Genomic DNA, 13,312 nt, shown 5'->3' with positions numbered 1-13,312 from the left:
AAGGGTTGGGCTGTTCGCCCATTAAAGTGGCACGCGAGCTGGGTTCAGAACGTCGCAAGACAGTTCGGTCTCTATCTGTTGTGGGCGCTCGAATATTGAAAGGATTTGACTCTAGTACGAGAGGACCGAGTTGAACAGATCTCTAGTGTACCAGTTGTGCCGCCAGGTGCATGCTGGGTAGCTATATCTGGAAAGGATAAGCGCTGAAAGCATCTAAGCGCGAAGCCAACCTTAAGATGAGTATTCGTTGAAGAGACCTGGAAGATGACCAGGTAGATAGGCTATAGGTGGAAGCACAGTGATGTGTTAGGGAGCCAAGTAGTACTAATTTCTCGAAAGCTTCCTTTTTCTTTCTTTTTTTAAAAGAGAGATCGATAATCAACGCACTTTTAAAGTTCTATTACTTTCCTTATGTCATAACGATATAGAGTTTATCCAGAGGGATGAACAAAGATTTAATGGTGGTCATAGCGAGGGGGAGACACCTTTTCCCATTCCGAACAGAGCAGTTAAGCCCCTCAGCGCCGATGGTACTACGAAAGTGGGAGAGTAGGTCACCGCCAACCTAATCTATAAAGCCTGTACAGCAATGTACGGGCTTTTTTTTGTTTAAAAGGAAGGCAAAAGCCCCGAAGGGGCAAGGAGCGAAGCGACAACGGCTGAGGGATGGAAGGGGGTGGCCGTAGGCCAGACCAAGCTGTTGAGCGGAGCGAAAGAGCGCAGGGCCGAGCGAGTAGCGAGCCCCCGCACAGCCCGACCCGCCCGCAGGGCGGGGCCGCCCCAAAAGAAAATAGAAGCAGCACTTATAGTGAGTGGCGATAGTACTTTCCTGATTTTGAACCGATTTAGGAAAACCACTCAAAAAACTTTAGCTATCTTAGCAAAAAAATTGACAGATGAAGTATTACCTCCCTTTATTGCTATTTTGCTTGAGCTTTGTGGCCTGCAAAAATCAAAAAGATATTGCCGATAATAGCCAAAATGCCCTCGATTGGGCAGGCCAATATCAAGGTAATTTGCCCTGTGCAGATTGTCCAGGCATTCGGACTGCCTTGGAGTTAAAGGAGGATGGAAGCTATACCCTCCGCTATCGCTACGAAGATCGTTCTGACTCAGTTTATACTGAGAATGGAAAATTTAAGTGGGGAAAAAAAGGCCAGCAAATTACTTTGGAAGGCAAAGAAAAACCTAACCAATATAGAGTAGAAGAAGGAGCCTTGCGCCAATTGGATCTTAAAGGAAATATAGTTGAGGGAGAGCTGGCGGAGCGTTTTCTACTCAAACGCCCAGAAGAAAGTCCACTAAATAAATATTGGAAGCTGGTTGAGCTCAATGGCCAAGCTATAAAGACTACTGAAGGTGCCCGCAGAGAAATGCACTTTATCCTAAAAGCCAATGGCCAACTCCAAGCACATGGCGGCTGTAATAGTGTTTCAGGCAATTACAAATTGCAAGAAGAACAAAAACGCATTCAGTTCACAGGCCTAATGAGTACCAAAATGGCCTGCCCCAATTTGGGCAAGGAACAAGAGTTTCTTAAAGTTCTTGGCAGTGTAGATAATTACAGTATTTCTGGAGACAAACTCAGTCTGCAAAAGGCTCGAATGGCTCCTCAAGCCCGTTTTGAAGCAGTTTATTTTTATTAAGAATCATGGAACGCATACAACATTATTTTCCAAATCTCAGCGCTCAACAAATTGAGCAATTTGCCCAATTAGACGCTTTGTATAGAGAGTGGAACGCCCAAATCAATGTCATTTCCAGAAAGGATATTGACAATCTTTATATTCATCATGTTTTGCATAGCTTGGCCCTCGATAAGGTGATGCCCTTAAAAGCTGGGGCTCAGGTTTTGGACCTTGGCTGTGGTGGCGGATTCCCAGGTATTCCCTTGGCTATCTTGTATCCAGAAACCAATTTTATGTTGGTGGACTCTATTGCCAAAAAAATTAAGGTGGTAACCGAAGTAAGCCAAGCCCTTGGCCTTAAAAATGTAAAAGCAGAAGCTGGCCGTGTCGAAAAATTGAAGCAACGCTTCGATTTTGTAGTGACTAGAGCCGTGGCCAAAGCGCCTAAATTGGCCAGTTGGACCCGCAAATTGGTCAAGGCTAAAGGCAATCATTCTTTCCCTAACGGCATTTGGGCCTATAAAGGCCTCACGAATATGGAGGAAGAACTCAATAGCCTCGGTCCTGATTATTATGGGGAGATTTTTCCGATGAAGGATTTCTTTGAGGAGGAGTTTTTTGAAACCAAGTGTTTAGCCTACATTCAAGCGCCCTAATATGCTGAGTTTTCAACTTAAAGCATTCGCAGAACTAAGTCTGCAAGAGTTTTATGCTATAGCCCAATTGCGTCAAGCCGTTTTTGTGGTAGAACAAAATTGTCCCTACCTCGATCTTGATGGCAAAGACCAATTGGGCTATCATCTCCTTGGCCTAGATGCCCAAGGCGAACTGCAAGCCTATGCCCGCATCTTAGCCGCAGGCAGCTCTTATCCCCAAGATGCCTCGATTGGCCGAGTGATTAGTAGCGCCAAAATTCGTGGAAAAGGTCAAGGGCCTGCCCTGATGCAAGCCGCTATTTCCGCCTGCCAAAAATTATATCCCAAACAAGCCATTCGGATTTCGGCCCAAAGCCATTTGGTCCATTTTTATGCCCGCCTAGGCTTTCAATCTACAGGCAAAGAATACCTAGAAGACGATATTCCACATACTGAAATGCTGCTGGAATATTAAGGGAGTTTTGGGGCTGCCCACTCGCTTCGCTCGGGTCGGGCCATTTCGCAGCTCGCTGTTCGCTCGGCCCTGCGCGGGCTGCGCCCGCTGGGTCTGGCCCTTCGGGCCACTGCTGCACATCGCTAGGCCAAAAAAACGCCCTTCGGGCGACGAAAAAGGCCTAAAGGCCTCCAGCTTTTGGACCTAAAAGCCTCGGTTAGCCAAACTATAATAGCCTAAAGCCATGGCCAAAATGCCTAGAATTACACTAGCCAATAAATAACCTAAGGCCATGGCATGGGCTTGGGCCCGCAATAGCTGAAATAACTCCTGTCCAAAGGTTGAAAAGGTGCTGAAGCCTCCACAAAAGCCCGTAGCCAAAAGTAATTTGTAGGCCATTGGACCACCTTTTTGTTCAAAGTAAGCTCCAAGCAGGCCCAATAAAAAACAAGCGGCCAAATTAGCCGCTAAGGTTCCCCAAGGCCAGCCCTGAGCAGGAGGTAAATATTGACTGAGGGCAAAGCGGGCCATACTGCCCAAACCTCCTCCCAGAAAAATCCATAGATAGTGCATCTGTTCGATCTGATTTAATAAAACAAGCCAAGGGCCTTAATGGCTGAGCGCTGCGGAGTGGGTGGCCCGAAGGGCCAGACCCAGCCGCCAAAGGCGGCGCAGGGCCGAGCAGACCTGCGAGCCCCGCAGCATAGCGACCCGCCCATCGGGCGGGGCAGCCCCAAAAAAACTAATTATTCTTCAAAAAAGAAGCATCAAAAGTAGAGAGTAAGAGGGCCAATAAATCAGAAAATTCATTGGCGCTGCCATCGGTATGTCGACGCAACCAAAAATTGGCGCAGGTATTGGCCTCGTACCAAATATAACCAGCCGCCTCTTCTTGGTCCGAATAATCTCTAAAAAACTCTTGACGATCTTCGGCATCTAGTTTTTGTCCTGCTGTGATGAGCTGGGGCTGCTGCTTCAGATGTTGTTCTGCCCGATAAAAACTGCGGGCCAGTTGCTGCAAATTGGCCTCGTAAAAAGGTTGATAGCTGTTTACAAAATCCTTTTGTTTACTCAGCTTTTTGAGATATTGCTTGAGCTTTTTGAGAAATTTAGGATTGTAATGCCCAAAATCATCATTGTCCCAATCCATTATATTGCCCTCATGCGGGCCAGACAAAAAGAGTTTTTCGCCTAAAAGCGCCTCTAAAAAAGGAATGCTCAATTGAATGCCATTATAAGCGTATTTTCCCCGAATGCCATATTCGGGCACCCAACTTTCCATGGGCAAAGGCGGCTCTTCGGCCTGATTGTAATAAGGAACTACCCAATTTTTTTTTGTGAGCTCGAGCTGATCGCTAAGTTGCTCTATTTTCTTCTTGGATTGTGCGCTCAGGGCGCCAGAAGAGAGCCCCAAAAAGAGGAGCAATAAGAGTTTGCGTAGCATAAATATAGGCGTTGAAGGTGGTGAAGGGAATTATTTTGATTGCCGTTCCAGTTATGTATACTGGACCAAAAATAAAGTTATGGAATCTCCAGATTTTAATCGGGATATGGCCAAATCTAGATTGAGCTATGCCCATGAAACAGACCCCCGCATAAAACAGCTTTTGATTCGGGGAATTGAGCGCCTTACAGGCCGCCCAAAAATTGAAAAGCTGTATACCGAAATGAAACAAATGGAGCTAACGCCCCAATCTATTTGGCAAATTGCCTTAGATAAATTGGAGGTTTATCCACATTTTGATCAGGCCCAATTGGAAAAAATTCCCCAAGATGGGCCTTTGGTGATTGTGGCTAATCACCCTTTTGGAGTGATTGACGGCCTGTTGTTGGGCCTAATTGCATCCAAAATTCGACCCGAATTTGGCATTTTGGTCAATGAAGTGCTTTGCCGAGAAGAAATGTTTGAGCCTTATTTTTTGCCCATTGATTTTAGAGAGACCAAAGAAGCCCTGCAGACCATTATCAATACGCGCAAAGAAACGCTGGAACGACTGGCCCAAGGCCAAGCCATTGCTATTTTCCCTTCTGGTGGTGTAGCGACGGCCAAAAAGCCTTTTGGTCAAGCTGAAGATTTGGAATGGAAGCGCTTTGTGCTTAAATTGGTCCAACGATCTAAGGCAACGGTGGTTCCCCTCTTTTTTCATGGCCAAAATAGCCGCCTTTTTCAATTGGCTAGCCAACTAAATCAAAATCTTCGCCTCAGCCTACTGCTGCATGAGGTCCGCAATAAAATGGGCCGACATATTGGAATTAGCATTGGGGACCCGATTGCCTACGAAACTATCAAGGGCCAAGGTAAGGCCGACCAAATGCTCGATTTTCTGTATCAGGAAACTTGGAAACTGAAGGAAGATCCTCTTTACAGCCAATTTAGAAAGCCTAAACAAGCAAAGAAATTGGCCCGCAACTTAAAGTAAATCAAATGATCGACCTCATCGCTTATAACGCGGCGCAAGCCGACCGCAAAGAACTTCGAATTGCTGAATTAGAAGGTACTTTGCCCGAATTTATCGAAACGCAAAAATGGCTGAACGTCAATGTTCCACAAGATAAAGATTTGGGCCAACTCTCTCTTTTTTTTAACCTCCACCACCTGACCCAAGAGGATATTTGCGCCACCGAAGATTTACCAAAAATTGAAGCCTTTGAGGAGTACCTCTTTTTGAGCCTCAAAATGCTGAGCTTAAATGCACAAAAAAAACTAGAGGTCGAACACCTTTCTTTTGTCCTTAAAAAGGATGCCCTGCTCTCTTTTCAAGAACGACCCGGCGATGTTTTCGAAGATATCCGAGATCGCATTTTTAACAATAAGGGCTTTTTGAGAAAACGCCGACTAGATTATCTATTTACCCGCCTGATTGATGTGGTGGTGGACCATTATGGCTTTTGCCTAGAAGATATCCGACAAGAAATTGTAGAACTGGAAATCCGCTTGCTCGATCAAGCTATTGACAATAAAGGCGTGATTCAGGAAATTATGCGCCTCAAAAAGCAACTCAACCGCATCCGTAGCCTAATTTGGCCCCTGCGAGAGCTGCTCAACCGCATCAAATCTGAAGGGACTAGCTTTTTTCATAAGTCGAGCTTTGCCTACCTCAACGATATTCAAGACCATCTCCAATATCAACTTTCGGCCTTCGATAATTTGCGGGAAATGCTCAAGGACCTGATGGATTTGCACAATGCACAGCTGAGTAACGACATGAATCAGGTCATGAAAACCCTAACGATTATCTCGGCCCTCTTTATTCCACTCACTTTTTTGGCCGGCATTTATGGGATGAATTTCGACTATATGCCCGAAACCAAATGGCCTTGGGCTTATCCTAGTTTACTGGGCCTAATGCTGATTATTACCGCATTTTTGATCTATTTTATGCGCCGCCGAAATTGGTTTTAGCTTTTCCGATTAAAGGAAATACTCTTTTGTCGACTACATTTAAATCGCTGCATATCTGCTGGGGCCAATTGCCGATGCTTGCTTTTACGCCCCTGCACCCGCTTGCGCCAACGCCTAAAACTACTGGCTTTCATCTCTTGCCGCATTAAGGCAATGACCTCTTTTTCTGCCAATCCAAACTGAAATTCAATGGCTTCAAAGGGCGTGCGATCTTCCCAAGCCATTTCAATAATCCGATCTATGCTGATTTGATCCATTTTTTCTTTTTCCCAACAAGCATTTTCCTTTTTGGTTTATTTTTTTGGGGCTGCCCCGCCTTGCAGGCGGGTCGGGCTGTGTCAGGGCTCGCAGGTCTGCTCGGCCCTTCGCAAAAAATGCTGCGCATTTTTGCTCGGTCTGGCCTTCGGCCACCCTTATCCATCCCTCAGCCGATGAAAGCGGTATCGCTTCGCGATGATTATGTCGGGCGCTTCGCGCCCGCTCCATCAAATTGGACCAACAGGGCTGAAAATGCGCTATTTTTCCCCTAGCTTTGGCCTTTAATCATTCTTCAATATAAAAGCATGAAACGCATAGGCCTGATTTCCGATACGCATTCTCATCTAGAACCTGCTGTCTTTGATTACTTTGCCGATTGCGACGAGATTTGGCATGCTGGCGATATTGGCCATACCGATTTAGCCGATGCCCTAGAGGAATTCAAGCCTTTTCGGGCGGTTTATGGCAATATTGATGGCGCCGCTTTGCGCCGCCGCTATCCTTTGGTACAAGATTTTGAGATAGAAGGCCTGCGAGTATACATGATTCATATTGGGGGCTATCCTGGACGCTATTCCAAGGGCGTAAAAGCAGCTCTGCAAGCTAGCCAGGCCGATTTATTTATTACGGGCCATTCGCATATTGTTAAGGCCATGCCCGACCGCCAACTTAATTTATTACATCTTAATCCAGGGGCAGCGGGCCGCCACGGCTGGCACAAAGAAAAAACACTGATGCGCTTCAAGATTGAAGCGGGCCAATTAAGTGAGTTGGAACTGATCGAACTGGGGCCTAGAGGCCAAATTGCCCCCGAAGAGCTGCCCTAGTTGGTCCATTGCGGTGGACAGGCGGCGAAGCCGCCGCAGGCTGAGGGGCTGTAGCAGGGCTGCCGAAGGCAGCAGACCCAGCGGGCGCAGCCCGCGCAGGGCCGAGCGAACAGCGAGCTGCGAAATGGCCCGACCCGCCCGATAACTTATGAGGGTTTTAACCCTCATTTTGTATCGCTTCGCAAAGCGATACCGCTTTGCGCTGGGTTTTAACCCGGCGGAAGGGGCAGCCCCAAATTGTGAAAAAAAGGAAAAAGAAAGAGCCTTTGCTAAAAAGTGCGTATTTTGAGACAAGACCCAAAACTTGTTCAAGGAAACAATAGCAGCATGCAAAAATCCAAAATTAGCATCCCCAAGGAGTTGAGTGAGCATATTTTAACGCCTTTGGCCGAGCGCCTAGCTGTAGAGCAGCCGCAAGGAAAAGTGACCATTGGGATTCCCAAGGAATTGAAATTTTCTGAAAATCGGATTGCTTTGACGCCCTCGGCTGTGCGGACATTGGTCCAGATGGGCCACCGCATTCGCCTAGAAACTGGCGCTGGAGAAAAGTCAAACTTTTCGGATTATGATTATTCAGAAGCTGGGGCCGAAATTTTGGCCGATAGAGAGCAGCTTTTTAAGTCGCAGGTCATTCTTAAGGTGGCGCCGCCCTCTTTGGAAGAAATTGAGCTGGGACATCCTGGACAAATTGTTATTTCGCCCATCCATTTGCCTACTTTAACCGAGGAATATATTTATCGCCTGAAGCAAAAGCGCATTACGGCTATGGCCATGGAGTACATGAAAGATAGCTCTGGAAGCTTTCCTTTTGTGCGCATGATGTCAGAAATTGCGGGAGTTTCGGCTATGCAAACAGCAGCCGATTTGCTTTCTCACAATGAAGATGGCCGAGGGGTTTTGTTGGGCGGAATTGCGGGGGTTCCTCCTGCCAAGGTAGTCATTTTGGGCGCTGGCGTAGTGGCCGAGGTGGCTACTAGAGTTGCCCTAGGTTATGGGGCCGAAATTCGCCTATTTGATAATAATATCCGCAAATTGATGCGCCTCCAAAGCAATTTGGGCCATCGTTTATATACGGGCACCTTTAGCTCGCCCGAGATGTATGCCGAAATCCGATCGGCGGATGTGGTCATTGGGGCCATTCATTCAGAAACGGGCCGTACACCTTGTATTGTGGGCGAAGATACCGTGGAGCAAATGAAGCCTGGCGCTGTGATTATCGATGTGAGTATTGACCAAGGCGGCTGTTTTGCCACCTCTCGATTGAGTACGCACGAGCACCCCACTTTTATTAAGCATGAGGTGGTGCATTATTGCGTGCCCAATATCGTTTCTCGTTATCCAAGGACTAGCTCGGCGGCCATTAGCAATATTTTGGTCCCTTTATTTAGCGAATCGGGTAGCACAATGGGCATCGAGGCCCTTTTACGCACCGATGCTGGCTTTCGGAATGGCGTTTATATGTATAAAGGCTGCCTAACCAATCAGTATATGAGTGAGCGTTTCAGTATCAAGTATACCGATATTGACCTTTTGCTCATGACTAATCTCTAAGACCTATTATGAAATTAAGAGCCGAAAATCTAATTAAGCAATACGGCAACCGCATGGTGGTTAAAGGCGTATCCTTAGAAGTTTCTCAGGGCGATATTGTGGGACTTTTGGGGCCCAATGGCGCAGGAAAAACCACTACTTTTTATATGACGGTGGGCTTTGTCCAGCCCAAAAGTGGACATGTTTATCTGGATGATGAAGAAATTACAGATTTGCCCATGTATAAACGGGCCCGCAAAGGTGTGGGCTATCTGCCTCAAGAAGCCTCTATTTTTCGAAAATTGACGGTGGAAGATAATATCAAGGCGGTACTAGAAATGACCAAATTGACCAAAAAAGAGCAGGCCCATAAATTGGAAGAGCTCTTGGATGAGTTTTCTTTGCATAAGGTCCGCAAAAGCAATGGCGATACTCTTTCTGGGGGCGAGCGCCGCCGTACGGAAATTGCGCGTGCTCTAGCCGTTAATCCCAAATTTATCTTGTTGGATGAGCCTTTTGCGGGCATCGATCCCATTGCGGTGGAGGATATTCAGACCATCGTTTGGCGGCTCAAACAAAAGAATATTGGCATTTTGATTACGGACCACAATGTGGGCGAAACCCTCTCAATTATTGACCGAGCCTATATTATGGTGGATGGCAATATTTTTAAGGAAGGAGGTGCGCATGAATTGGCCAATGATCCTAAAGTTCGGGAGCTTTATTTGGGCCAAAGTTTTGAATTGAAACGGAAGTACGGACAGGTTTAGGATGAAGTTTTTGGGCCTCCTGCCTTCGGCAGGCGCTACGTTTCGGGGCTCGCAGGTCTGCTCGGCCCTGCGCCAGCAAGCTGGCTGGGTCTGGCCCTGCGGGCCACTGCTACACATCGCTAGGCCTGCGGGCCTTCGGCCCTGTAGAACGGCTAAATAAGGTCCATTTGGACCAAAAAAAGAGGGAGCGCTTTGCGCTCCCTCTTTTTCATTTGGACTAGTAGCCTTCTGTTTTTCGGCGTTTTAATTCTTGCTCGATCAGCTGTAGTTCTCGGCTCATTTCGCCATTGACCGAAGAGTTTTCTTGGGCGCGGCGAATCAAGTAGGGAATCACATCTTTGATGGGACCAAAAGGCATGTACTTGGCTACTCGGTAACCCGCTTTGGCCAAATTGAAGGTCAGTTGGTCACTCATGCCATAGAGTTGGCAAAAGCTGAGATGAGGGTGGCGTTTGGGCAATTCTTGTTGCTCCATCAACTCCACCTGATAGGCTGTGCTAAACTGATTATGTGTGGCGACACAAGAAGCAATGCGCTCATAATGTTCTACACAAAAGAGAACCGCCAGATTATAATCTCGGTCGGTAGCTTCCTTATTGGGTTGAATGGGAGAGGGATAGCCCATTTTTTGGGCGCGTTCCCGTTCTTTTTCCATATAAGCGCCACGGACCATTTTGGCCCCCAACAAATAACCGCCCTCTAGGGCTTTTTCATAAGAATCCTTGAGAAATTGTAGGCGGTCGTGTCGATAGAGTTGGAAGGTATTATAAACTACCACACGCTCTTGGTTAAATTCGGCCATCATTTCATCGGTTAGTTGGTCGATAGCGCCTTGGATCCAGCTGTCTTCCGCATCAATAAAGATGGCCATTTTTTTCTCTAGGGCAGCTTGGCAAAGGACGCGTAAACGTTCTTTTGAGCGCTCCCAAGCGGCTAGCTCCGCCTCAGAAAGAATCTCGCCAGTGGTAATTTTTTCGAGGAGGGCATGTTGGGCCAAACCTGTAACCTTGGCGCTAATGATTTCGAGGCTTTCTTGTTCTTCGGCAAAGCGGAGCGTCTTTAAAAACTCTTGTAGTGTTTTGTCGAAATCGGCCTCAGTATCTTGAGCTTCGGCCCCATAATCGAGGACCGTTTCAACGCCATAGACCTTTAGTTCTCGAACGGCTTTTAGGGTTTCGGGTAGGTTGCGGCCTCCGCAGAAAAGGTCGAAAATTGTGCTATGGATTAGGCCTTCTACGGGGAGGCCCCAATTTAGGGCTTTAAGGCCGAAGCGGCTGCCCAATCCAACGAGCCAGTCTTGGCTCATTGCCCGAAACAACCAGCGCATTTTTTGTAAGCGCCGATTAGAATACCGCTCAAAAGCGATTTTAGTGTTGTTAAAATCTATTTGCATAAGGCAAAGCTGTTAATCAAAGGAGTGGGTAGATTTGGGGCTGTCCTCAAAGCTATTTTGTTGCTGAGCGATATCCTGATTGTTCTGGTCTATCGGCTGAGGGATGGAAAGTGGTGCGGCGAAGCCGCAGACCCAGCCAGCTTGCTGGCGCAGGGCCGAGCAGACCTGCGAGCCACGACAGAGCCCGACCCGCCCGAAGGGCGGGGCAGCCCCAAAAAAACAATCTCCTAATAATTCAAAAGACGTTCTAGCGTTTCGGCCAAACGGCTTTCGGGCAAGAAATTTCGTTCTAGATCGGTGGCAAAGGGGACGGGGGTATCGAGGCTTGCCAATCGGAGGACGGGGGCATCGAGATACTCAAAAAGATGTTCGGAAATATGGGCTGAGAGTTCGCCAGCGATTCCGCCGAAGAGGCAATCTTCTTGGAGAATAAGGACGCGGTTAGTTTTTTGGACCGTGGCGGCGATAGCCTCATAATCTAGAGGGAGCAGGCTGCGCAAGTCGAGGATTTCGACATCTAGATTTTGGGCTTCTACATAGCGTTTGGCCCAGTGCACGCCCATGCCATAAGTAATAATACTAGCGGCTTGGCCTTCACGGATTAGCTTTGCCTTACCAATTTCTAGGCTATAGTAATCGTCGGGAATTTCTTGAACTACTTCTCTAGAGCGGTAAAGTGCCTTATGTTCAAAGAAAATAATGGGATTGGGGTCCTCAAAAGCGGCCAAAAGTAGGCCCTTGGCATCGTAGGGATTGGAGGGGTAGAGTACCTTGAGGCCGGGGGTATGTGTATACCAAGCTTCATTGCTTTGAGAATGGTAAGGGCCAGCGCCAGTGCCAGCGCCAGTAGGCATACGGACCACGAGATCGACATTTTGGCCCCAGCGCCAGTGTAATTTGGCGGCATTATTTACAATTTGGTTGAAGCCACAGGTAGAGAAATCGGCAAATTGCATTTCCATCATGGCTTTATGGCCCTTAATAGAGAGGCCGATGCCAGCGCCGACGATAGCGCTTTCGCAGAGAGGAGTATTTCGGACACGTTCTTTACCAAACTGCTCGACAAAGCCCTCTGTAATTTTGAAGACCCCGCCATAATCGGCAATATCTTGTCCCATAAGGACCAGTTTGGGGTGTTTTTCCATGGCTTGGCGAAGCCCATCAGAGACCGCGTCGACGAAACGCTTTTCGGTTTTTGGGCCATGTTCGGGAGCTTGTTGGGGGGGGTAGGGATTAGGGGCAAAAAGGTCGTCTAACTCCTTTTGGGTATTGGCTTGGACGGCGGGTTCGGCATAAGCGACCTTTAGGCCAGCCTCGATTTCTGTTTTAATTTGCTTGCGGAGCGTTTTGATTTCCTCTTCTGTCAAAAGTTTTTCCTCAAGCAAAAAGGCTTCATAATTATGGAGAGGATCTTTTTTGGCCCAGTGGTCCATTAGTTCTTGAGGAACGTATTTTGTTCCGGAAGCTTCCTCATGTCCGCGCATTCTAAAGGTATCGCATTCGAGTAGAATGGGGCGGGGATTTTTGCGCATTGATTTGGCGAGTTTGTCTACTTTTTGGTAGACCTCCAAAATATTATTGCCATCGATGCGGTGGCCTTCCATGCCGTAGCCTTTGGCCCGATCGACTAGATGTTTGCAGGCGTATTGTTCGCTAGTGGGGGTAGAGAGGCCGTAGCCATTATTTTCGATGACAAAAAGGACGGGGAGGTTCCAGACTGCGGCCACATTGAGGGCTTCGTGAAAATCTCCTTCGCTGGTGCCGCCTTCTCCGGTAAAGGCCACGGCAATTTTTTGTTCTTGATCGAGTTTATGGGCAAGGCCAACGCCGCCAGCCAAGGCTAATTGGGGGCCGAGATGGGAAATCATGCCCACAATGTGGTGTTCGGGGCTACCAAAATGAAAAGAGCGGTCGCGACCTTGGGTAAAGCCTAGGTTTTTGCCTTGCCATTGGGCAAACAGGCGTTCTAGGGGGACATTTCTGCTAGTGAAAACACCTAGGTTGCGGTGCATAGTGAAGATAAATTCATCTTCTTCTAGGGCATTGGTGATGCCCACGGCGATGGCTTCTTGCCCAATCCCAGAAAACCACTTACTGATTCGGCCTTGGCGCAAGAGAACCAGCATCTTTTCTTCGATCATTCGGGGGCGGAGCAAACCTTCATATAGGGCTAGCAAACGCTTTTTGGATAGTCGTTTTTTATCAAATTTTAGCAAAGTGCTCATAATCGTAATTGTTTAGTTGTGCTAACTAAAACAAAGGTAAAAATCCTTTTCAAAATGTAGGAGTTGGCCTAGGTTTTCCGCTTTGGAAGGGGAGTTATTTTTTTGCTTGGGTGGAGGCGTATTTTTAAGTTCTCTCAAAACTTTATAAGGATTGAGTTACCCAAAAGTCAATTACCAGAACCTCAAAAA

Annotated in this window: 13 protein-coding genes and 2 rRNA genes (1 of these 15 only partly in view); 10 read left to right on the top strand and 5 right to left on the bottom strand. The window is 47.4% G+C overall.

Translation table 11 applies throughout. From position 1 onward, the window contains the following. The 5 genes from PPO43_RS07340 to PPO43_RS07320 form a co-directional block, all read left to right on the top strand. Positions 1-348: ribosomal RNA gene (locus tag PPO43_RS07340) — 23S ribosomal RNA — on the top strand; it begins 2,465 nt to the left of the window's first position. 109 nt (positions 349-457) lie between these two features. Then, a 5S ribosomal RNA gene (gene rrf / locus PPO43_RS07335) occupies positions 458-566 on the top strand. A gap of 330 nt (positions 567-896) precedes the next feature. Beyond that, positions 897-1,646, top strand: coding sequence for a copper resistance protein NlpE N-terminal domain-containing protein (locus tag PPO43_RS07330; RefSeq protein ID WP_272621157.1), 750 nt, complete (start codon positions 897-899; stop codon positions 1,644-1,646). 5 nt (positions 1,647-1,651) lie between these two features. Continuing rightward, on the top strand, positions 1,652-2,284 hold the full coding sequence (gene rsmG, locus PPO43_RS07325; protein ID WP_272621156.1) for a 16S rRNA (guanine(527)-N(7))-methyltransferase RsmG: 633 nt from the start codon (positions 1,652-1,654) through the stop codon (positions 2,282-2,284). 1 nt (position 2,285) lies between these two features. After that, positions 2,286-2,738: a GNAT family N-acetyltransferase gene (locus PPO43_RS07320; protein ID WP_272621155.1), complete on the top strand. Its 453-nt coding sequence runs from the start codon at positions 2,286-2,288 to the stop codon at positions 2,736-2,738. Positions 2,739-2,921: 183 nt separating this feature from the next. Here the strand turns inward: PPO43_RS07320 and crcB are convergent, their stop codons facing one another. Next, a complete protein-coding gene (crcB, locus tag PPO43_RS07315; protein WP_272621154.1) occupies positions 2,922-3,290 on the bottom strand; it encodes a fluoride efflux transporter CrcB in 369 nt (122 codons plus the stop codon). Between the two features lie 169 nt (positions 3,291-3,459). Continuing rightward, a complete protein-coding gene (locus tag PPO43_RS07310; protein ID WP_272621153.1) occupies positions 3,460-4,161 on the bottom strand; it encodes a hypothetical protein in 702 nt (233 codons plus the stop codon). A gap of 79 nt (positions 4,162-4,240) precedes the next feature. Here PPO43_RS07310 and PPO43_RS07305 point away from each other — a divergent pair, with 79 nt between their 5' ends. Together PPO43_RS07305 and corA are read left to right on the top strand one after the other, a co-directional pair. Next, the gene (locus tag PPO43_RS07305; RefSeq protein ID WP_272621152.1) at positions 4,241-5,137 is read left to right on the top strand and encodes a lysophospholipid acyltransferase family protein; all 897 of its coding nucleotides are present in this window, start codon (positions 4,241-4,243) and stop codon (positions 5,135-5,137) included. Between the two features lie 5 nt (positions 5,138-5,142). After that, entirely contained in the window at positions 5,143-6,120 is a 978-nt protein-coding gene (gene corA / locus PPO43_RS07300; RefSeq protein ID WP_272621151.1) for a magnesium/cobalt transporter CorA, read from the top strand. On the opposite strand, the gene PPO43_RS07295 is transcribed toward corA, so the two are convergent. Continuing rightward, positions 6,117-6,377 carry a TIGR03643 family protein gene (locus PPO43_RS07295; RefSeq protein WP_272621150.1) on the bottom strand — a complete coding sequence of 87 codons (261 nt, stop codon included), beginning with the start codon at positions 6,375-6,377 and terminating at the stop codon, positions 6,117-6,119. The two genes, corA and PPO43_RS07295, sit on opposite strands and share 4 nt — an antisense overlap. A 306-nt stretch (positions 6,378-6,683) precedes the next feature. Here PPO43_RS07295 and PPO43_RS07290 point away from each other — a divergent pair, with 306 nt between their 5' ends. The 3 genes from PPO43_RS07290 to lptB all read left to right on the top strand — a co-directional run bounded on the left by PPO43_RS07290 (position 6,684) and on the right by lptB (position 9,505). After that, entirely contained in the window at positions 6,684-7,205 is a 522-nt protein-coding gene (locus PPO43_RS07290; RefSeq protein ID WP_272621149.1) for a metallophosphoesterase family protein, read from the top strand. Between the two features lie 327 nt (positions 7,206-7,532). Next, complete coding sequence (locus PPO43_RS07285) at positions 7,533-8,756, top strand: alanine dehydrogenase (protein WP_442985447.1); 1,224 nt, start codon at positions 7,533-7,535, stop codon at positions 8,754-8,756. 8 nt (positions 8,757-8,764) lie between these two features. After that, the gene (lptB, locus tag PPO43_RS07280; protein WP_336298916.1) at positions 8,765-9,505 is read left to right on the top strand and encodes an LPS export ABC transporter ATP-binding protein; all 741 of its coding nucleotides are present in this window, start codon (positions 8,765-8,767) and stop codon (positions 9,503-9,505) included. A gap of 217 nt (positions 9,506-9,722) precedes the next feature. Here lptB and PPO43_RS07275 read toward each other — a convergent pair whose 3' ends face one another. Continuing rightward, entirely contained in the window at positions 9,723-10,898 is a 1,176-nt protein-coding gene (locus PPO43_RS07275) for a proline dehydrogenase family protein (RefSeq protein ID WP_272621147.1), read from the bottom strand. Positions 10,899-11,125: 227 nt separating this feature from the next. Next, positions 11,126-13,123: an alpha-ketoacid dehydrogenase subunit alpha/beta gene (locus PPO43_RS07270; RefSeq protein WP_272621146.1), complete on the bottom strand. Its 1,998-nt coding sequence runs from the start codon at positions 13,121-13,123 to the stop codon at positions 11,126-11,128. Positions 13,124-13,312 lie beyond the last annotated feature (189 nt).

It is taken from the genome of Saprospira sp. CCB-QB6, assembly GCF_028464065.1.
Lineage (GTDB): Bacteria > Bacteroidota > Bacteroidia > Chitinophagales > Saprospiraceae > Saprospira.
This window is presented reverse-complemented; position numbering and strand designations above follow the sequence as displayed.

What these genes read in the sequence shown, in the direction of transcription:
- PPO43_RS07275 (WP_272621147.1), bottom strand. Translation starts at nt 10,898, where the DNA reads ATGCAAATAGATTTTAACAACACTAAAATCGCTTTTGAGCGGTATTCT.
- PPO43_RS07320 (WP_272621155.1), top strand. Translation starts at nt 2,286, where the DNA reads ATGCTGAGTTTTCAACTTAAAGCATTCGCAGAACTAAGTCTGCAAGAG.
- PPO43_RS07330 (WP_272621157.1), top strand. Translation starts at nt 897, where the DNA reads ATGAAGTATTACCTCCCTTTATTGCTATTTTGCTTGAGCTTTGTGGCC.
- PPO43_RS07285 (WP_442985447.1), top strand. Translation starts at nt 7,533, where the DNA reads ATGCAAAAATCCAAAATTAGCATCCCCAAGGAGTTGAGTGAGCATATT.
- PPO43_RS07290 (WP_272621149.1), top strand. Translation starts at nt 6,684, where the DNA reads ATGAAACGCATAGGCCTGATTTCCGATACGCATTCTCATCTAGAACCT.
- rsmG (WP_272621156.1), top strand. Translation starts at nt 1,652, where the DNA reads ATGGAACGCATACAACATTATTTTCCAAATCTCAGCGCTCAACAAATT.
- PPO43_RS07295 (WP_272621150.1), bottom strand. Translation starts at nt 6,377, where the DNA reads ATGGATCAAATCAGCATAGATCGGATTATTGAAATGGCTTGGGAAGAT.
- lptB (WP_336298916.1), top strand. Translation starts at nt 8,765, where the DNA reads ATGAAATTAAGAGCCGAAAATCTAATTAAGCAATACGGCAACCGCATG.
- PPO43_RS07310 (WP_272621153.1), bottom strand. Translation starts at nt 4,161, where the DNA reads ATGCTACGCAAACTCTTATTGCTCCTCTTTTTGGGGCTCTCTTCTGGC.
- PPO43_RS07305 (WP_272621152.1), top strand. Translation starts at nt 4,241, where the DNA reads ATGGAATCTCCAGATTTTAATCGGGATATGGCCAAATCTAGATTGAGC.
- crcB (WP_272621154.1), bottom strand. Translation starts at nt 3,290, where the DNA reads ATGCACTATCTATGGATTTTTCTGGGAGGAGGTTTGGGCAGTATGGCC.
- PPO43_RS07270 (WP_272621146.1), bottom strand. Translation starts at nt 13,123, where the DNA reads ATGAGCACTTTGCTAAAATTTGATAAAAAACGACTATCCAAAAAGCGT.
- corA (WP_272621151.1), top strand. Translation starts at nt 5,143, where the DNA reads ATGATCGACCTCATCGCTTATAACGCGGCGCAAGCCGACCGCAAAGAA.